We start from the raw sequence: 19,279 nt of genomic DNA on the forward strand, positions 1-19,279 counted from the left end.
TGAGAAATGAGGAGAATCGAAAAGACCATTTTTATTTTGGGTTCCATATCTAACTAAACACTACGCCGTCGAATTCAACGAGGACTAAATAAAGGAGAAGCCATGAATGGGTTAGCGAGAGCCTTATTCTTTGGTAAACGAGGTGAGTTACGAGAACGAGGAATACAAGACCGGTTACAACGTACAAGTGCTTTAAACATTCTGATTTATTCCATCTTCACAATGGACTTATCATTCACTGAGGCTGATGCGTTAGTAAAAGAACAAACCCCAGCAGCATCCAAATGGATTATAGGTGCCCTTCTTTATGTATCGTATAATATAGCAGCCGGTTCCGCATTATTGATTGTGATGGGTGGAACCATTAAAGACCGCAAAGTTGCTGGTATGGGTGGCATACTTGGTGGCATCATGCTAGGTTTACTAATCATTTTAATTCATATCGTGATGTTAGTGAAAATAGATGTTGTAGGTGGAGTTGCTATGCCAACACTTGAACTGGCTAACCAGATTCACCCCGTTGTCGGCATCTTAATGGCGATTGCGCTGCTAGGTATGATGTATAACACAGCGGTCGGTATGTTCTACACCTTTACTGTTCGATTCATCAAACCAGAAAGTAAAATATTTAAGCCAGCCATCGTTATTACCGGGTTACTTGGCTTTGGCGCAAGCTTAGCAGGATTCACTACACTTGTTGGAAAAGTATATTCAACAATGGGATACTTAGGGCTCGCCTTAATCATCGCGATTATAATCGCATGGACACGGAAAGCGAAAAGGGAAAAACCTATTGCCGCGTAAAATAGAGGCAAAATGAGACATTACAAAAAATAATAATAAAATGAGATTGAAGTTAGTTTATCCTATCCAATTATTTCTAAATTTGCGCTCTATATGTGGTTAGAACTAAAAACCCGCTCATTTCCAAAAAAGAAGTAAGCGGGTTTTAAGCGTTCTACAAACTCACTCCGATGTCGTCAGGGACGCCTGGACATCCGGACTAATTGCCGATTGAGGATAGTTAATTTGTTCATCGAATTCTACCCAGTCGAGATTTGCCATCATCAACAGAAAGCGTTTACCGGTGGACGGGTCGCTGATGATGAGATGGTCACGACCAGCCGTTTCTACGCGTCCGTGGTAAACCATTGCATTCCATTTGCTGTTACCTTGATAAGTAAAGTAGAATGTACCTACCTTACCTTTGTTGAAGCGTAGGATATTTTCGATAAATGATTCTTCCATCGTGCCTCCCGCAAATTGCTGCCCAGTCCCGATAGGAACCACTGGGACACCGTAAGAGGGTCCAGATGGCATATTCACTGGGAAGCCGGCAGGTTGTTGTGCGCCACCAACTCGCATCATGGAAGTTTGATCAAAACCAGGATAATAATTCATTGGATTATAACTAGAGTCTCCGCAAGTCATGAGAAGATCAGCTCCTTTTTAATTTATCTATAAAACTCTGGGCAATAGCCCGGTACCGCAACATAGAAGCAATGGTTCTTGTGCGAAAAGTCGAACTTCGTCATTGGGGATCTTGGCATCGTTTCGGTACAAGGAGCTCGGTACTTTTTCCCCGGACTGGGGTTAAAAAACCACAAATTCATTCTTGAACGAGGTTCCCTATGACCCTGTAACAAATTTCTAGCCCTCTGGAGGTCAGCTTCGTCGGGACGTTGTGTATACAATGATCCATTTAAGACAGGCTCGAAGTGAGGAATACCAGTTCCAGGTATGGTTTGATAAATCGCATGTCTGATATTGCGCAACCCTTTGAAGTCAGGTGCACAGTCAGCTTCGACTCGATTGGCTACAACCGATCCCACCATGTTCATCCCTTGAACTCCTTCACCGCTCGCTTCCGCCAGCATGAGCCTAGCTAACTCCTCCACGTCACGTGAAGTATGTTTTATTCGTCTACCCATTTTCTCACTCCTTTGGCCTATACAGATAACTTATTACCTGAAGCTGGTTTTGGTAACTTGCCTATCAGCCCAAATCCTTCGTTTCCATCCGCTGCCTATTATCATGGCAAAGAAGCGATTAGAAGAAAGCTTGCCTTTAATCCGGGTGAAATTGTGTATAATTTTCCTTGGATGCTAGTTAGTGCATTTTTGATGTTCTTCCTTACTGGTGTAGCATTAGTTCCTGCTGTCGTTGTCTCTAGCCTGTTTTTAGGTGTTCGTATTTTTGATGCAGTCGCCGATGATTTTCTCTTATTTTCCAAAACAAAGAGGACATTCAGAAGGCAGAATGTGTAACAAAAGCCAAACTTCAAGAGCTAGGATTAGAAATTTCCATAGAGAAAACGAAAATAGTTGATTTTAGACATGATGATTTTGATTTTCTTGGTTTTACATTTGAGCATTGGAGGAAACGCAAGAAAGACGACGAGCCCTACTGCATTGCGCGACCAAAGGATTCTACTTGGAAAGACTTTAGAATGAAAATTAAAGAAAAGACAAAGAAGTTCCTAACATTCAGTAAAGAAGTTTGGGTGAATTGAGTGAATTCCATCATTCGAGGGAAAGTCAACTATTTTCACTATATATGGAAGGCAATCAAAGCAAATGAAGAATACGGCTTGAAAAGTAGATGTTACTTTAATGTATTCAAGAATGAATTATTAGCCATTGATAGTTATATTCGGAGAAAATTGCGAGTAGCTATGACCCACAACCACCCCACCCAAAGAAAGGGCTGGGCAATGTGTACAAAATGGAATAATGAATATTTCGTAAGAATTGGATTGATTCCAGCTTTTTATTATTACTATGAAAAGTTATATGGTCATACAGTGGTAAGCTATCTAGAATAAATGAAAGTGAAACAGACTAAGAAATACAAAAGAGCGATACAAAGAGCGAAAGAACGAGGTCAAGAGTATTTTACTCTTAACCTCGTTCGGAAAATGAACTATGCCCAAAGAATAGCTGGATTTGATAAATAAAACACATTGGTAAGCCGTAAGCCTTAATAGGGCACGTGCGGTCTGATGAGGGGGTAGCCATGAAAATGGTTACCCTACTCTCTATTTCAGCAAGCGGGCATTTTGCGAAATAACACTTAATGAAAAATTGGACATTGATGTTAAAGTATATAACGGAAATTTTGAAGCTAAAGAAGCAGTTTAATTCATCATAAATAATTTATCTAAATATATACAAAAGAACATTTGTTCGTATTATAATTCTATTAATGATACTAAATTAGGGGGATTATATGAAATTTAAAAGTATAAATATTCAAGAACGTATGAAACATTATAATGTACCAGGGTTAAGTGTTACATTAATTGAAAATGGTCAAATCAGTGTTACAGAAAATTACGGTTTTCTAGAGGCAGGAAGCGATAAAAATATTAACAGAAATTCTATTTTCAGTGCTTGTTCAATTAGCAAGTTCCTTACAGGAATGTTAGTAATGAAGTTAACGGAACAAGGTCTTCTTGATTTAGATGAGGATGTAAACAAACGTCTTGTAGGGTGGAAAGTACCTGATAATGATTTAACTAAAAATAAAAGAGTTACGTTACGAAATTTGCTTAGTCATCAATCTGGGATTATAGACTCTGTAGATAGTTTTGCTGAACTTAATTCGATTATATGGATTCCTTCAATGGTTGAATTATTAGAGGGGAAAACCCTTTATTGTAAAGCTCCTATTAAAGTGAAGTATGAACCTGAGAGTGAATTTCACTATTCAGATGCCGGTTTTTGTATCATTCAGCAACTAATAGAAAACGTTACTGAAAAACCTTTTCAGCAAGTTATGAATGAACTAATATTTAAGCCATTAAAAATGGAGAACAGCACATTAGACACGTCAATTTCTGAAGCGAAAGAAGAAGAATTTTCTTGTGGTCATAACAAATACGGTGAATTAGTAGAAGGGAAATATCCTATATATCCTTACCTAGCTGCTTCTGGACTATGGACAACTTCTTTAGATCTAGCCCAGTTGGTACTTGAATTAATGAATGCACTAAGAGGGGAAAGTAAGATTGGAATTTCCACCAGTAAAGCAAAAGAAATGATAACTCCACAGGGAGGAAAGGCGTGGACTGGGCTTGGTGTATTTTTAGAGGAGGTGGAAAAAGAACTTGAAATTACATCACTAGGTTGGGGAGTAGGCTTTCAATGTATGATGGTGGCGTTTCCAAATTTAGAGAAAGGTGCAGTCATAATGACAAATGCAGAATTGGGTGTTCATCAAATGGAGGGGATTATAGGAGAAATATATGAATCTCTTATGTTATAAGAAACGTTAACGTTGTTAAGGGGTGAGAAAGATGCAGATAGCATTAGCCGATATAACCTATGTACCTCAAGTCGTGTCTTTCTTTAAAAACAATTTAGATCGTAATAACAGCGGAGTTTATTCTGAAGAGTTTTTATGCCCACTGGGAATTAAAGCAGCAATAAGAAGAAAACAAATGATTGTGGCGATAGTCGATGGTCGAGTAGTAGGAGCTTTTCGATTTTACAGAAAAAACATCTACTAGCATTTCGTCATACCGCTTAAAACGAGGTTTATCGTGGTCAAGGGTTGTGTAAAAAGATGTTAAAGACTATAAATGACTTACCAATCTTTGCGTTATTTCCGATCGAATTACGGTTCTTTTGCTTTTTCCAATCATCATGCCTATTTTCGTTTGACAGAAAAGCTCACACATGGGAAGACCAACTGTACCCCGCAAGATGACACAAGACGACTTTTATTTCTCTTTTAGTCAATTCCTTTGTTTAATACCTTTACTGTTTGAAGGGCTATTAACTCCTTATATGTTTCCTGGCTTGCAATATAGTTAATTCCTGTTTTTGCTATCTTAATTCCTCCTATTATTCTTGTCACCCACTTTATAACTTCGAAGAGAGAAAAGTAGCATAGGGAGAAAAATTTGAAAAAATCTATATTAACAAAATTGATTTTAAGAAAGTTTGATTAGAATTCTGTTAGGATGTGTCAGGATTAATATGGAGCAGGGATATGAAACTTTATTAGAGGATAATCGTAAATAACTTGAAGTGACTTTGGTGATTGAACTAATCTTACTTTTCGTTTTTTTATTATTAACAATGCTTGCTCGCTATATCGTATTTGATCCACTAATGTTTGGAATGATTTTTCTTTTACCAGTTGTAGCTCTTGTTGTTTTTATCATTAGTAAAAGACTAGCAGAAAAAGAGCGTGCTTATCAGCCAAAAGATATTGAAGATTGGTCGTTTTACAATATTCAAAAACCACTTTGTTGATAAAAAAAATACTGGTTCCGCCTCCGGGGTCAAATGTTAATTTACAAAAAGATAGTTGATATTTAACGAGGTAATTTCAGATACAACATAGGTTCTCCCGTAAAGAAAAGCAAATATAAAAAAGGATACTGCCCCCTCGTCAGATAGAGTTGGGGAGCAATACCTTCATTTCAAACACAATTGTCGTTATCGAACAGCCCAAATCGTAGCATTAACTTTTGCCTCTCCATTAGAAGTAGTGGTATCTTTCCATTCCACCGTTTGACCAACTGCAGGATGAGCACTTAGGATTCCCATTTCATCGTCCCCGTCAACACCGTCGGAATCATAAACTTCTACGTTAATCTGACTATTCGCAGGAACGTTGACATAACGATCATTATAGTACTCGCTGTACTGATTGCCGAATGTCGCATCCATCGTCCCCCAGGCCACATTATAGGCCGTATTTGTTGGAGCATCGTTTTTCTTCCACAAGCGATCGTCGGATACTCCGTTTCCGTTTACGCGTATTTTCACGAAAATATCGCTTTTGCCGCCAAATGGATCGCGATTTTTAAGACTTGTCACACTATTTACTTGTATCCGGTGAGAATAATAAGGATGATTCACATATGTGTGGGAAAAATAGCCGAGTCCATTCAGATGTGTATCCACCATATGGGCTGGATCACTCAAGAAATCACCGGCGAATGTGGCATTGTCACTGCTATCATCCCAAACCCAAGGCATAGCAGCTGAATCCTGCTGATACGTATCTCCGTCAAGTTTACCCCAGCTGCCAAAGGTATGTCCGTTTCCGATATCATTTCTGCGATTCCAAAATTCATCAAAAGAAACAAGATCATAGCTATATTTGTTCGTGTAGTTTCCAGAAGCGTTTGTAACTACATCTGCACGATCACTGTAATAATAAACGATCCCATCTCCTCCTGGAGCATCCGTTCCGTCATAGGCATAATTGCCATGACCCCCGATAGGGCTTTGCCCGTTCGACTGTATGAATACTTTCGGATGGGAACCGTTGAACAGCACACCTCCATCTATGTTGTCAGAACCAGTCGTAATCGAAGGATCATTTGTATATTGATAAAATTGATTATGTGCCACAGTTTCCATTAATCGGAATGTTCCGTAGGGGGTGCCGTCTTTGCGGATGACAACCAAAACACCTTCTAAATCATTCTCATGCATATCAAATACCGTTGGACCGTCATCACGAGTATGGTAATCATAATAACCAATAAAATAATGGGTCGAAGTTTCTACTACTGAATAATAGATATTGGACTTCATGGGGTACTTATTTAAATTTTCCCAATTGTTATTACCTACCCAATCTCCATCATAGTCAAAGTTCGTCACATAATCTGCACTGTACCCATAAGTATCGTTCACATCCTGATAAAACTCTGGTGCCCAATATTCGGCAATCTCTAGCGATGAAGCCGCTTGTGTCTTATGCGGATTAAATGCGCCAAAAGAACAAAACAGTAATACCCCTGCCAGTACTGTGCCAATCATTTTCTTAAACAAGAAGATCCCTCCAATAGTAAATAGATGATGTCAGACAGCTATTATTTAGAATATTGGATAAATATAAACTTGGTATAAACTCTTTATTAAGATTTTGAAAAAATTCGGATTATACAGAAGTTGTTATTGTTTCTCGTATGGAGAAAATGATAAATCAACCTTTTTGTGGGATCCTGATTGATCGTGCGGTGAAAAAGAAAGTACACTCTGTCCTATGAATGATCTTCTTTATTTTATCTTGTATAAGTGTTAAGCATATAAAAAGGCAGTCAATTTGGCTTCCTTGTTTTTCAGCATCTCTAATATAAGAATGACGACATTCTCCAAGAGCGTTATGTTGATCTACCTAAAGAGCTTATCCATAATGGCTGTTCGAGTTATCGGGAGGCCAGCACCGTTATTAATTTCCGCTTATAATTAGGAGGGAGAAAGGCTTGAAATTGTATGACAAAATCGATAGTATTAACAAAAAATCCCTTCTGTAGTATGTGAGAACTTACGAGTAACTCACTTTTAAGATTGAGACAACGAAAACATCATAAATGTCATTGGAATATATTTCAAAGGGGAATAAAAAAATATGGCGAAAAAGTTGCGATACATACAAGTCAAGGAAGAGATTGAAAAAAGTATCAAAAATAAGGAGCTGCTGCCAGGACAAAAGCTAGATTCGGAACCGATGCTTGCAAAAAAGTTTAATGTCAGCAGGTCCACATTACGAGAAGCCATAAAGATGTTACAAAAGGAAGGCTTACTTATCAGTAAAAACGGAGTAGGTACATATGTGAACAATAAACTTAACTACATAGAAAATCCTTTAAATAGATTACAGAGTACTGGCCAAATGATTCGAAATGTTGGGTATGAGGCAGGAGAAACTGACATGAAAATCTATCAAATGAATCCAGAAGAAGAATGGAAAATAAAATTGAGCTTAGAAGAGACGGAACAAGTCACGATATTAGAGCGGACGAGAACGGCAGATGGAAATAAGGTTGCTTTTTATTATAATATTTTTCCACAGCGTATGATTGGTGATCTATTCAATGATGGATTTTCAGGAGCTATATTTGATGTTTTGGAAAAAAAGGCTAACATTAAAATAATTTCTGCCATCACGGAAATTTACGCAGTCGACCCTTCTATAGAAATGGATCAAAAGGCAATCGAACTTTTGGGTAGTAAAATTATCTTATTAAAACAACTTCACTTCGATGATGCCAATCAACCAGTATTCTATTCAGTAGATTATTTAAATACGAAGATATTTAAATTAACAATTAAACGAGATTAATGTTAGAGGTGTTTAAAAAAGTAGACGTTTGCCCCGCTTGCTCGTCGCAAAGGAGACGGTGTTCTCAGAAAGGGTCAGACCTCGCACACTATACACAGTATATAGTAGATAAATACTAACTATAATCTGTAAATAGTAGTTGCGGCGTCTGACCCTTTCGTTATGGGCAGCAATGTTTCTTTAGTATAATGTTTGATCAAATTGATACTAATAAACCTTGCTAAACGAACAAAAGAAGGAGCGTGTTTTGAAATAAAGATTAATCAAAACACACTCTTAATATATTCAATTGGATCATTTTTTTATAAAAAAGTTTAATCATTTTAGGGGATGTTTTGTTGAAAATTAGCACCCGTTTCTTGAATGAAAAATGCTAAACTGAAAAATGATTATTTTGGTTATTACTCTCATAGATTCTTGAACTATTTCCCCAAGGATGATATCCGTCACCTACATAAGTGAACCCATATTTTTCATAGTATCCAATGTGGTCAGTACAAAGGAAAACTTGATTGAATCCTGCTTTTTCGGCATCATCTTTAGCACGTAAAAGTAGCTCTTTACCTAAAGACCTACCACGATAGCTTTTTTCAATGTAAATAGCACATATCCAAGGCCATAAATCCATACGACTAATAAAATCATTACTAATAAGACCCGCGCAGCCAATGATGTCACCCGAATCCTCCATTAAATACCAAATAGGAAGGGGGCTGTCCGTTGTTATGCTATGTGTCATAGAATCCTCATATACTTTCATACTGTTTTCGTTTGCCCATTTGCTTTGAAAATATTTAATTGCTTTTTCTTTATACTCTGGATGTTCTTTAACGCTAATAATTTGCATAATGACTTTCTCTTCATTGTGTCGTTTTTTTTCGTAAGCTAACTAACTGATTTTAATCAATCTTTTTTAGAAATGATCAGATCTTTATAAATTATCAACTTTATTTAAAGCTATAAGCTATCTATTTTTCAAATATTTTAAAATTTACAATAAGTTAATCTTTAATTTATATTCTGGTTACAATTACCTATTATTCTTGAGATGTCAGACAGCTTGAAAAATAGGAGGGGATATGAATGATGAAGAAGATTAAATTAGTACCGCTTTTATCGATTCTGATTATTGGTGTAATGATGTTAGCTGCATGTGGAAATGAAAAAGATAGTGGAGCAGTTGCTGAAGAAGGTAGTGAAGAAACAACTACTGATCGTTTAGTTGTTTACGCTGCATTAAATGAAGAAGATATCGTAGAAATTGAGAAAAAGTTTGAAGCAGATACAGGTATTGATATGGAATATATTCGTCTTGGAGGCGCTGGTGAAGCAAGTACAAGAGTACAAGCTGAAAAGGATAATCCAAAAGCAGATATCATGGTAGGTGGATCTGTAGAATTCTATCAACCTCTTGGTGAACAAGGGATTTTAGAGAAATATACATCACCAACTGCTACTGAAATTGATGACAAGTTTAACGATCCAAACGGTTTTTGGCAAGGCTGGTACATGGGTGTCCTTGGAATTGTTGTAAACAAAGAAAGATTTGAAGAAGAACTTGCACCAAAAGGCTTGGAAATGCCAAAAACGTGGGATGATTTACTGGATCCTAATTATAAAGGATTATTCCTTTCTTCCAATCCTGCTACAGCTGGTGGCGGTTATATTTTCGCAGCTACACAGTTATTCCGACTTGGAGAGGAAAAAGGATGGGAATATCTTAAAGGCCTAAATAATAATGTTCATCATTATACAGCAGGAGCGGTTGACCCGATTAATTTAATCGCAACAGGTGAATTTGTTGCAGGGATGTCTTGGGCACATGATATTGTGAAATCTGCTAAACAAGGCTATCCGATTGAAGTCATAGTTCCAGAAGAAACGGCATTCGAAATTGGTGGCGCTGGAATTATAAAAGGCGGAGAAAATACAGAGAATGCGAAGAAATTCATCGACTGGCTGCTTACAAAAGAAGTAGGAGAAATGAATACGCAACTTTCTAACCGTTACTCTGTAAGATCAGATGTCGAGCCTCCACAAGGTATGATCCCTGTTGATGACGTGAAACTTGTGGATTACGACCGTACAAAAGCGGCCGAAATGAAAGAAGATGTGGTCAATCAATTTACAGAGATGATTGGTCAATAAATAAATAAATAAATATATATGGAGGGGCTGACTCTTTCGTTATGGGACAATCCCTTCCATTTTTGACTTAAAGGGTGTGTGCATTTTGACTACTACTATCTTGAAAAATGTAACAAGAAATCTATTGTTATACCTCACGGTTGGTTTGCTATTACTAATCATCTTTACGTTTGTCATTTGGCCTATTCTAAAAGTAGTTAGTTTTGCTCAATTGGAAAACTTCTCGGAACTATTTACAAATTCACGATGGTCAAAAGCTGCGATTCATTCATTAATAATGATCGTTATTTCTACACTGTCTTGTACATTTGTTGCATTTATTTTTGCCTACACAATTGCTAGATTAGAAATTCCATTTAAAGGGTTGTTCAAATTTATCACGATCCTACCGATTGTTTCGCCGCCGTTTATTGTGGGCATGTCCTATATTTTGCTGTTTGGAAGACAAGGGATTATCTCAAAACAAGTGTTGAATTTAAATGTTGATGTGTATGGCTGGCATGGTCTTTGGCTAGTACAAACGATTACTTTTTTTCCTTATGCCTATGCAGTTATCTATGGAGTATTAAAAAGGAGTTCGCCAAGTCAGGAATATGCTGCTTATAATATGGGATCCTCGCATTGGCAAGTTTTTAAAAATATTGTCCTGCCACTTAGCAAACCGGGAATCGCAGGGGGAGCGTTAATTACAGCAATGAGTATATTAGCGGATTTTGGTAATCCAATGGTTATTGGCGGTAACTTTACCGTTCTTTCAACCGAAGCGTATATGCAAATGATTGGCTGGTTTGATTTATCTTCAGCAGCTATCCTATCGACGACTCTTTTAATTCCCGCACTAGGTCTATTTTTATTGAATAGGCAGTGGGTTGGAAAACGATCATATACGACAGTAACAGGAAAAGAATCATATTCAAGTCATTATCCAATACCATCCTATATAAAATGGACCCTTTATTCTTTTTGTATGTTTATTACTGTTATTGTTTTGTTGGTCTATGGAGTTTTATTTTATGGAGCTTTTACAACAACATGGGGCTATAACTGGTCCTTAACTTTCGCAAATTTAGATTATGTATTTTCAAAAGGGAAAGAGCTGACGAATAGTATTCAATTTGCTATTCTTTCATCGGTTTTGGCTGGTTTATTGGCGTTTCCTCTTGCATTCATTGTGCAAAGAAAGAAGATTGGAATAAATCGCTTTTTAGATTTTCTGTCCGTACTTCCAGGTGCCGTTCCAGGAGTCTTCCTAGGATTGGGGTTTGCAATTGCATTTAACACTGAACCAATAATGCTGTCAGGAACAGCAATGATTATGGTCATTGCTTTAACAATATGGAATGTACCTACATTTTATAGCACGCTTTTGGCTGGGCTACAACAGATTAGTAGTTCCTTAGAAGAGGCATCACAAAACTTAGGTGCAAATCGTCTGAAAACGTTTCGTCATGTTTTACTGCCTCTATTAAAAGGACCATTTGTTTCAGGAATGGTTGTGACGTTTTTAAGATCGGTTACGTGCTTGAGCGTCATCGTATTCATCTATTCTGCAAAAACATCCGTTGGTACGGTGTCAATTTTAGGTCTTGTTTCGAACGGTGAGTGGGGTAAAGCATCGTCATTTACGATTGTCCTTATTTCCATCGCTTTTGCTGTCTTAGGATTATCACAACTTTTTTTAAGAAATAAAAGAAAATCTAGCGATTATTAAGTGGAGGTCCCTATGAATACGGAAGAAGTCATCATAAAAATTGAAAATTTGTCTAAAACTTTTGGCAACTATTTAGCGATTGACAATATCTCGTTAGATATACCCAAAGGTAGTTTTCTAACGTTTTTAGGACCGAGTGGTTGTGGTAAAACAACACTCCTGCGTTTAATCGCTGGATTTTATGAGCCGGATGATGGGAACATCTATTTTGAAGAGAAAAAAATAAATGAACTCCCTGCATATAAGCGTGATACACCACTTGTATTTCAAGAGTATGCACTCTTTCCACATTTGAATGTTTTCGAGAATATAGCTTATGGTCTTAAGCTGAAAAAAACCCCTAAAAAGGAAATCCAAGACCGAGTCGATTCGATGCTGAAAATGTTTGGATTGATAGGAATGGAGAATCGTTTCCCGAAAGAATTGAGTGGTGGACAACAACAAAGGGTCGCCTTTGCTAGAGCATTAGTGATGGGCAAGAACGTATTATTAATGGATGAACCTTTGAGTAATTTAGATGCGAAAATGAGGGTTGAAGTCCGGGATGAGTTACGAGCGTTACAGAAGAAGTTTGGTTTCACTGCCATATTCGTCACGCACGATCAGGACGAGGCCTTGTCCATCTCAGATCGAATTGCCGTGTTTAATAAAGGACGGATTTGTCAGGTAGGTACCCCGATAGATATTTATTTTAAGCCAAAAACAAAATTTGTAGCAGATTTTGTAGGGACTGCCAATTTTGTTGAGGGTAAAGTTATTGAAATGAATGATCGATTCATTATGGTGGAATGTAATGATGCCGTAATCAATGTGCCCAAAAATGAACATGACGTAAGAATTGGTGAAGAAGTGACACTCGTAATTCGACCAGAATATATATCCGTTTCATCAAAAGTCGACATTCAAGGTAATCAATCAAACGGAGTAAAAGGGAATATAGTGAAAAGCAGCTTTCTTGGAAGGACGATTCGGTATTGGGTAGAAGCAGGTTCGATGCAATGGATCGTTGACGATTTTAATCCGAAAATATCGGGCCCACTTGAGGGGGAAATCACCATGATGTTAGATCCATCAAAAGTACATTTGATAAAAAAAGAGATTGAAATGACGAAAGTGGGAGGCTTTAAAATATGAAGGCAAATGTTCAATTTCTGAATGTTGGCTGGGGAGATTCGCATATCATTCAGTTACCGTCTGGATTGATTACGTTAATCGATGGAGGAGATGGGATTCTATCAGATGAACAAGACCATCCTTTGAAGTGGATGGAAAAAAACAGGATCGATCAGTTGGATTTGATGATTCTTACGCATATTCACGAAGATCATCTTAATGGATTAGTAGACATTGTGAAGTGTAAGAAGATAGATACAGTGATTCTTCCCTATCAGCCTTTTAATCTGGCCAATCTTGATGAAGGAAAATTTAACGGAAATGAAGCAGCGCAACGAGTATTCAATATGCTGAAAAGCTATTTAGAATTTATTGCGTTATTAGAAAAGCAAGGGACAACCATAAAATGGCGAAGTGAATATGCAACGAAGGAAGATTCCATCGTCTGGTCCGAAGACGGGTTTGTCTTAACTCATATGTATCCTTGGATCGGTGACCCTCTCCCTGCATACAATACTCTCCAAGAATTTCTGGAGGGACAAGAGTCTATTTCTACTAAAGAAATTACTGCTTTGGAACGCTTTTTTAAAGAGTCAAACGCTGACAGCTCTGTGTTTCGATTATCAGTAGATTCAAATCCGGCAGAGAATATTCTTTTCGGTGGTGATCAGCTGGAAGAAGGATGGAAAATATTATCTTCACGTACATCATTGAAAAGTCTAATTTGGAAAGTGCCTCACCACGGAATGAAAGATGCTTTTACGAAAGAAATTCTTGAACTCATTCAACCAGAATACTGTGTGATCTCGATTAGTGTAAATCGTTCTTCCTTTTTACACCCTCACTGGGATGAACTTCGTTTACGAATTGAAGCTCCTTTTTATTTAACAGGAAGTATCCAAAATGGATATTCTTTTCAGCTATTTGAAGGTGAATCATTAAACGTTCAAATAGGTTATTAATCATTTTTAAGTGTAGTAGAAACATCCATGAGCATCTACACTCTACTAAAACGACGAAAAGGATTCAGGTTCTAAAAATTGTATCACCTTATGAAGGTGGCGGTGCGAAGCTGATTTTGCGAAGCCCCGCCCCTTTTCCACAGAAAAGAGGGAAGTATATGAATCAAATAGATGTTAACGTCCATACAATATTAAATTCAGCCATCAAACATGTTAAAAATGCTGGAGAATTGCTAATCGATCTTATGAATAAACCTATTCATATGAAAGAGAAAATCAATCAATCGGATCTTGTAACGGAGGTTGATGTGAAAATCGAGGAATACCTGTGTGGCTTAATTCGAGAAGAATACCCTGATCACTGGATCCTATCTGAAGAAGATAGTGCCCAAGGAAATAAAGAAAAATTGAGCCAACCTTCTGATGAATATGGCTGGATTATTGATCCAATTGATGGGACGACTAATTTTATTCACCAGATTCCTCACTTTGCCATTTCTGTCGGTATTGTGAAGGATGGATTTCCTGTTTGTGGCGTCGTGTATAATCCTTTGACAAAGGACTTATACTCAGCCCAAATCAATGGCGGCACTTTTTTGAACGGGGAACGAATACATGTCGGAACGGAAAAAGAAATAAGTGAGTCTTTACTTGCGACAGGATTTCCTGCCTATGATTGGAAGCCTAATTCTGATGGAATGAAACATATGGAAAATATTATTGGGAAATCAAGGAGTCTCAGAATTATTGGTGCTGCAAGCCTGGATTTATGTATGGTAGCTACCGGACAGCTTACGGGTTTCTTTCATGATGGACTGCATCCATGGGATGTCGCAGCCGGAATCATTATTCTCAAAGAAGCAGGTGGAACCGTCACGAATCGTGAAGGCAATGCGTTTCGATTAAGCGATCATACGTTAGTTGCATCGAATACACGGATACATGAAGCGTTAGTATCATTACTCATTTGAGGAATACATAAAGTGAAACTTTCATTTAGCAGATATACTTTTACGATCGGAAAGCTACTGAAATTTCGGCTCCGAACTGTCACCATTGTAATTAGGCAAATATAGCATTTTTAATAATGGATCTTTCATGGTAACTGTAGATATGTTAATGCCATTTAGGATATGATATCTATATGAATATATTTCCATTATTTTAACGATAATAGATAGGAAATCGAGAGCGAACAAATGGATGGAATTAGGGAGAAATATTAATGGGAAATTAGGAGGTAATTATGGGAAGATTAGTTCATTTCGAAATTCATGTTGATGATATGGAACGAGCAAGGAAGTTTTATGGAGAGGTATTCGGCTGGTCATTTCAAGATTGGAGTGATTATGCTGGTATGCCTTACTTTGGAGCGGTGACGGGCGATGAAAATGAGCTAGGAATCAATGGTGCTTTGATGCAGCGTCAAAGTGCTCCCCCAGAAACAAATCAGGCGTTAAATGGTTATGCTTGTACAATGGGAGTGGAAAACTACGATTTTACGGAAACAAAAATTATGGAAAATGGCGGCCATGTCGCAATGCCTAAGTATGCCCTGCCTGGAATGGCGTGGCAAGGATATTATATGGATACAGAAGGCAATATATTTGGAATTCATCAACCAGATGTGAATGCAAAATAGAATCCAAGATAGTTGATTTAAAGCATGAAATCACATGATGCGGCAGGCATGCTTGAATGCGCGCAATATCTGTCTTGCAATGCCCGAAGCGGTTGCACATGATGAAGTAGAAACTCCACATTTCCTAACGTATAGTCTTTTACGGCTACATGAGCATGCCTTTGCAACTGGTGACAATTACCGCATCCAAATGGAAGAATTGTCGGAACAGCTGGTATTTACATAATAATCATTCTAAAATGGCTTCGTATCTTAAGTGATGCGAAGCCATTTGTACTTTTTATCCCGCTTTAATGGACAGCCAAAACCTTACTGATTAAAGTTTCACTTGATATAGCATTATGAGTAATTCAAGTATGTTCTATGTTCCCTCAGATAACTGCTTTGAGGGGATGTTTCATTTACAATATCTCATTTGGAATTTAAAAATAAAGGATTTTGCAGAATTCCATGAGTGAAAAAGAGGAAATGCCTTCACGCAGAATATCGGAATTCTTTTTAGTAGGGATATCGAATGTTAATTAATCTTCATCAAAGTTGACTTTTGGGACATTAAACGATCTGTAAGTTCATAGTGTTAAGAGAGATTGTGGAAAAAGGTATATACTACAAAGGTCTATATTTAGCTTTCGGGTTAAAGAGATGTTATGTTTGAGGAAAATATTTTGGTTGATTTTATTAAAAATGCTTGTATGAATTATAAGAAATTGTTAAGTAGAGGTAATGTATCGTATGGATAAGGATTTCATAAAAAACGCCGATGCGTGCTATCGATTGGCGGAGCAAAAGGCTGCTCAATATTATCAATCACTTTGTACGCAAGTTATGCAAAAGACCTATGTACCTACTTTGACAAAAGATATTCAGTCCTGGAAACAGAACCACATCCATCATCATTCATTTGTATCCTTTTTTTTGCGCGGTAAGAAAAAAGCTGATTCTCGGGAGTATCACAATTATATTAAATGGCTGGATTACACTGATAAACTAGAGAATTACCTGGGTCGCAGCATCTCTTATATTTTCTTGCGGGATCTAGGCAAAGCTTTGGACTCACCTGACACACAGACAAGGATTCGAAGTGTCGTTGACCGATTAAAAACACACCTGACTCATTCCACCGCAACCGATCGAGGTAACAATTCGGAGATGTTTAGCATGGCTGGGGTTTATCGGAAGGCCCAGGAGGAAGGCGTTGAATCCACGATGATTTGGGTGATGGACAAACTAAAGACTGTCTCTTCCAATATTCCAAAGGGAATGGATGCAGAGCAAGCCCAGCGAAAACTTATTAAAATCATGGCTGGGGTAATCATGCATGTGGTGGATGAGATGGGCGATGAAATATCCCCTGAAGAACGTTCTCAGAAACTTGATGAGGCTATTCGGTTAGGGTACTTCTATGGTCTGACCTATCCATTCATTGACGATCTTCTCGATGCCAAAGTTTTATCCGAAAAAGAGAAAAGAAAATATTCTGATTTAATACGTACCACACTTATCACAGGTGCTGTTCCGGAATTGGGCGAGTGGACTGGAAAAAACTCAGATCTAATCCGCTATATTCATACGGAACTCCGAGATGCCTTTGAGTATATGAAGGCCTATCAGCGACCAGAGACGAGAAAAAAATTTTTCGAGCAATCCTATGTGTTTTTTCATTCTCAGGAAGTGGACCGTGTAAAAGAACTATCCAATGCAAATTACACCAATGAAGAGCTTTATATCCCGATTATTTTAAAATCCTCTTCTTCACGATTAATTGTCCGTTCAGTAATCAGTGCTTCTTTTGACGAGGGTTTTGACAACCGAACATTCTTTTATGGAATTTACAATCAGCTTGCTGATGATTTTGCAGATATGTTTGATGACATGAAGGACGGTGCGGTAACCCCTTATACCTATTATATGAAATATCATGATCAACGTCCGGATCTTATAAATCCATTTGAATTATACTGGACGGTCATCTCCCATTTGATCCATAACGTGTATCATTCAGATACGAAGACCTGTGAAGTGATATTGGATCGTGCGATAAATGGCCTGAAACGATTTAAAGAACGAATGGGAACCAAAAAATACAATGAAGTTATGGAGTTATTTGCTCCTGAAAATCCGAATTTCAATCATGTAATCCAAAAAATGGTTCAAAAAGCGGATGATGTGGATTTCTTTGATAAATTGCTTAGGGACCATATGATTACCATCCTGAAAAATGAGCGGAAAGAGCAGGAAGAATTTTTAGATACGATCGAAACCGTACGTAATCAGATCAACAACATCTTATATATTTCTAAAACCGATAATGTTCCTTTGATGGAAGAGCCAATCGTTGATGCTGCAAATTACAGTTTGGAAGGCGATGGCAAGCGATTGAGGCCGATTGTGACTTGGGTGATGGGTGTTGATGTATATGGATTAGAAAGTTCAGCAATCGTTCCACTTCTAAGATCATTGGAGTATATGCATACCGCATCCCTAATCTTCGATGATTTGCCATCCCAAGATAATGCGTCCATCCGCAGGGGGCGTCCAACCCTTCATCAGGTGTATACAACTGCAATAGCTGAACTAACCGGTCTCTTTCTGACCCAGAGGGCAACCTGGGAACAAGCATCTCTAGACCAGTTCGATTTGAAAACTGTACTTAACTTGATTCAATATTCGGCCCAAATGACAGAGGATATGTGTAAGGGACAAGCGATGGACTTGAATTCTAAAGGGAAACAATTGACACTGGAACAATTGAATATGATGAGTTTTTATAAAACTGGGATTGCCTTTGAAGCTTCCCTTATCATGCCTGCCATTCTCGCCCAGGCGAATGAGTTAGAGATTAAAGCTTTGAAAAAGTTTGCTCATCATGCCGGTATTGCGTTTCAGATTAAGGATGATCTGCTTGATGTTGAGGGAGATTTGAACGTACTCGGAAAACCAATTGGCAAAGATGCTGAAAACAACAATAAAACTTTTGTATCAGTCCTAGGTGCTGCTGGTGCTAGAAAGGCAATGTGGGAACATTACTGTCTTGCGATAGAAGCGATGCACGAGATGCCCCGGAAAACTCCTTTTCTGAAGCATCTATTAAATTATATTGTGAACCGGGATCATTAAGAGTTTGTGATACGTAAAATTTAGATAGAATACCGAGAGTTTTTTTATTCTTAGCATCTGAAGTGTTGAAGCATTACTTTGGACATGTTGAGTGCGTGGCACGACTTATTTTAAAATAAGACAACAAATGGGACAGTTTCCTGTCCCTATGTCCCTTGCGGTTGAATCAAACGGAGCTTAATGACAGGGGATTAAACGGATATATTGTATGACGATAGATATCATGTACATTTAGGTTATTATGAAGATAACTTTGATTTTGAGTGTGTAGCATTCAAAAGGCAATCGGAAAATGTATGGGATGTTTTCTATGATTTTGACCAGTATGGTTTTCAAAACATGACCCCCAAAAACGAATTATCAATAGATGGATTTGGAAGTAGAATTTTTGCCATCTACAATAAAGAACTTGATTATGATTTTGGGGTAAAAAGATTTGAGCAGTGGTTATCGTTGCATAATATAATTTAATGGGCAAGGTTCATTTTCCCGCAA

20 protein-coding genes are annotated in these 19,279 nt (G+C 37.7%); 16 read left to right on the forward strand and 4 right to left on the reverse strand.

Annotated elements, in window-relative coordinates; genetic code table 11:
• The first annotated feature begins 102 nt into the window (after positions 1-102).
• Complete coding sequence (locus tag AC1MGI_RS08390) at positions 103-804, forward strand: hypothetical protein (RefSeq protein ID WP_480349297.1); 702 nt, start codon at positions 103-105, stop codon at positions 802-804.
• A 162-nt stretch (positions 805-966) separates the two neighbouring features.
• Here the strand turns inward: AC1MGI_RS08390 and gerQ are convergent, their stop codons facing one another.
• Positions 967-1,248, reverse strand: coding sequence for a spore coat protein GerQ (gene gerQ, locus AC1MGI_RS08395; RefSeq protein ID WP_480349298.1), 282 nt, complete (start codon positions 1,246-1,248; stop codon positions 967-969).
• Positions 1,249-1,454: 206 nt separating this feature from the next.
• Positions 1,455-1,931 (reverse strand): cell wall hydrolase, encoded by a 477-nt coding sequence (locus AC1MGI_RS08400; protein WP_062184132.1) that lies wholly within the window; start codon positions 1,929-1,931, stop codon positions 1,455-1,457.
• Between AC1MGI_RS08400 and AC1MGI_RS08405 the strand changes: the two genes are divergently transcribed.
• From AC1MGI_RS08405 to AC1MGI_RS08425, 5 genes are all read left to right on the forward strand, one after another.
• On the forward strand, positions 1,911-2,267 hold the full coding sequence (locus tag AC1MGI_RS08405) for a hypothetical protein (protein ID WP_480349299.1): 357 nt from the start codon (positions 1,911-1,913) through the stop codon (positions 2,265-2,267). The genes AC1MGI_RS08400 and AC1MGI_RS08405 overlap by 21 nt on opposite strands.
• Before the next feature lie 245 nt (positions 2,268-2,512).
• Complete coding sequence (locus tag AC1MGI_RS08410; RefSeq protein WP_480349300.1) at positions 2,513-2,824, forward strand: hypothetical protein; 312 nt, start codon at positions 2,513-2,515, stop codon at positions 2,822-2,824.
• A 404-nt stretch (positions 2,825-3,228) separates the two neighbouring features.
• A complete protein-coding gene (locus AC1MGI_RS08415; RefSeq protein ID WP_480349301.1) occupies positions 3,229-4,266 on the forward strand; it encodes a serine hydrolase domain-containing protein in 1,038 nt (345 codons plus the stop codon).
• 31 nt (positions 4,267-4,297) lie between these two features.
• Positions 4,298-4,510, forward strand: coding sequence for a hypothetical protein (locus tag AC1MGI_RS08420; RefSeq protein WP_480349302.1), 213 nt, complete (start codon positions 4,298-4,300; stop codon positions 4,508-4,510).
• Between the two features lie 532 nt (positions 4,511-5,042).
• Positions 5,043-5,261 carry a hypothetical protein gene (locus AC1MGI_RS08425; RefSeq protein ID WP_480349303.1) on the forward strand — a complete coding sequence of 73 codons (219 nt, stop codon included), beginning with the start codon at positions 5,043-5,045 and terminating at the stop codon, positions 5,259-5,261.
• Positions 5,262-5,447: 186 nt separating this feature from the next.
• Here the strand turns inward: AC1MGI_RS08425 and AC1MGI_RS08430 are convergent, their stop codons facing one another.
• A complete protein-coding gene (locus tag AC1MGI_RS08430) occupies positions 5,448-6,797 on the reverse strand; it encodes a hypothetical protein (protein WP_480349304.1) in 1,350 nt (449 codons plus the stop codon).
• A 580-nt stretch (positions 6,798-7,377) separates the two neighbouring features.
• On the opposite strand from AC1MGI_RS08430, the gene AC1MGI_RS08435 reads away from it, so the two are divergent.
• Complete coding sequence (locus tag AC1MGI_RS08435) at positions 7,378-8,091, forward strand: GntR family transcriptional regulator (RefSeq protein ID WP_480349305.1); 714 nt, start codon at positions 7,378-7,380, stop codon at positions 8,089-8,091.
• A 373-nt stretch (positions 8,092-8,464) separates the two neighbouring features.
• On the opposite strand, the gene AC1MGI_RS08440 is transcribed toward AC1MGI_RS08435, so the two are convergent.
• On the reverse strand, positions 8,465-8,938 hold the full coding sequence (locus AC1MGI_RS08440) for a GNAT family N-acetyltransferase (RefSeq protein ID WP_480349306.1): 474 nt from the start codon (positions 8,936-8,938) through the stop codon (positions 8,465-8,467).
• A 236-nt stretch (positions 8,939-9,174) separates the two neighbouring features.
• On the opposite strand from AC1MGI_RS08440, the gene AC1MGI_RS08445 reads away from it, so the two are divergent.
• From AC1MGI_RS08445 to AC1MGI_RS08485, 9 genes are all read left to right on the forward strand, one after another.
• Positions 9,175-10,239: an ABC transporter substrate-binding protein gene (locus AC1MGI_RS08445; RefSeq protein WP_480349307.1), complete on the forward strand. Its 1,065-nt coding sequence runs from the start codon at positions 9,175-9,177 to the stop codon at positions 10,237-10,239.
• Positions 10,240-10,324: 85 nt separating this feature from the next.
• Positions 10,325-11,950 (forward strand): ABC transporter permease, encoded by a 1,626-nt coding sequence (locus AC1MGI_RS08450; protein WP_480349308.1) that lies wholly within the window; start codon positions 10,325-10,327, stop codon positions 11,948-11,950.
• A 12-nt stretch (positions 11,951-11,962) separates the two neighbouring features.
• Positions 11,963-13,084 (forward strand): ABC transporter ATP-binding protein, encoded by a 1,122-nt coding sequence (locus AC1MGI_RS08455; RefSeq protein ID WP_480349309.1) that lies wholly within the window; start codon positions 11,963-11,965, stop codon positions 13,082-13,084.
• On the forward strand, positions 13,081-14,025 hold the full coding sequence (locus AC1MGI_RS08460) for a ComEC/Rec2 family competence protein (protein ID WP_480349310.1): 945 nt from the start codon (positions 13,081-13,083) through the stop codon (positions 14,023-14,025). The genes AC1MGI_RS08455 and AC1MGI_RS08460 overlap by 4 nt, the downstream gene beginning before the upstream one ends.
• Before the next feature lie 158 nt (positions 14,026-14,183).
• Entirely contained in the window at positions 14,184-14,996 is an 813-nt protein-coding gene (locus AC1MGI_RS08465) for an inositol monophosphatase family protein (RefSeq protein WP_480349311.1), read from the forward strand.
• 275 nt (positions 14,997-15,271) lie between these two features.
• Positions 15,272-15,667, forward strand: coding sequence for a VOC family protein (locus AC1MGI_RS08470; protein WP_480349312.1), 396 nt, complete (start codon positions 15,272-15,274; stop codon positions 15,665-15,667).
• A 34-nt stretch (positions 15,668-15,701) separates the two neighbouring features.
• The gene (locus AC1MGI_RS08475) at positions 15,702-15,893 is read left to right on the forward strand and encodes a hypothetical protein (RefSeq protein ID WP_480349313.1); all 192 of its coding nucleotides are present in this window, start codon (positions 15,702-15,704) and stop codon (positions 15,891-15,893) included.
• Positions 15,894-16,399: 506 nt separating this feature from the next.
• Positions 16,400-18,784 (forward strand): polyprenyl synthetase family protein, encoded by a 2,385-nt coding sequence (locus AC1MGI_RS08480; RefSeq protein ID WP_480349314.1) that lies wholly within the window; start codon positions 16,400-16,402, stop codon positions 18,782-18,784.
• Positions 18,785-18,988: 204 nt separating this feature from the next.
• Positions 18,989-19,255: a DUF3986 family protein gene (locus AC1MGI_RS08485; RefSeq protein WP_480349315.1), complete on the forward strand. Its 267-nt coding sequence runs from the start codon at positions 18,989-18,991 to the stop codon at positions 19,253-19,255.
• The last annotated feature ends 24 nt before the right edge of the window (positions 19,256-19,279 follow it).

It is taken from the genome of Peribacillus sp. BM1 (assembly GCF_056679975.1).

Coding starts and splice junctions, on each gene's coding strand:
- AC1MGI_RS08440 (WP_480349306.1), bottom strand. CDS start 8,938: ATGCAAATTATTAGCGTTAAAGAACATCCAGAGTATAAAGAAAAAGCA.
- AC1MGI_RS08470 (WP_480349312.1), top strand. CDS start 15,272: ATGGGAAGATTAGTTCATTTCGAAATTCATGTTGATGATATGGAACGA.
- AC1MGI_RS08455 (WP_480349309.1), top strand. CDS start 11,963: ATGAATACGGAAGAAGTCATCATAAAAATTGAAAATTTGTCTAAAACT.
- gerQ (WP_480349298.1), bottom strand. CDS start 1,248: ATGGAAGAATCATTTATCGAAAATATCCTACGCTTCAACAAAGGTAAG.
- AC1MGI_RS08445 (WP_480349307.1), top strand. CDS start 9,175: ATGATGAAGAAGATTAAATTAGTACCGCTTTTATCGATTCTGATTATT.
- AC1MGI_RS08460 (WP_480349310.1), top strand. CDS start 13,081: ATGAAGGCAAATGTTCAATTTCTGAATGTTGGCTGGGGAGATTCGCAT.
- AC1MGI_RS08475 (WP_480349313.1), top strand. CDS start 15,702: ATGATGCGGCAGGCATGCTTGAATGCGCGCAATATCTGTCTTGCAATG.
- AC1MGI_RS08415 (WP_480349301.1), top strand. CDS start 3,229: ATGAAATTTAAAAGTATAAATATTCAAGAACGTATGAAACATTATAAT.
- AC1MGI_RS08465 (WP_480349311.1), top strand. CDS start 14,184: ATGAATCAAATAGATGTTAACGTCCATACAATATTAAATTCAGCCATC.
- AC1MGI_RS08400 (WP_062184132.1), bottom strand. CDS start 1,931: ATGGGTAGACGAATAAAACATACTTCACGTGACGTGGAGGAGTTAGCT.
- AC1MGI_RS08435 (WP_480349305.1), top strand. CDS start 7,378: ATGGCGAAAAAGTTGCGATACATACAAGTCAAGGAAGAGATTGAAAAA.
- AC1MGI_RS08480 (WP_480349314.1), top strand. CDS start 16,400: ATGGATAAGGATTTCATAAAAAACGCCGATGCGTGCTATCGATTGGCG.
- AC1MGI_RS08390 (WP_480349297.1), top strand. CDS start 103: ATGAATGGGTTAGCGAGAGCCTTATTCTTTGGTAAACGAGGTGAGTTA.
- AC1MGI_RS08405 (WP_480349299.1), top strand. CDS start 1,911: ATGTTTTATTCGTCTACCCATTTTCTCACTCCTTTGGCCTATACAGAT.
- AC1MGI_RS08420 (WP_480349302.1), top strand. CDS start 4,298: ATGCAGATAGCATTAGCCGATATAACCTATGTACCTCAAGTCGTGTCT.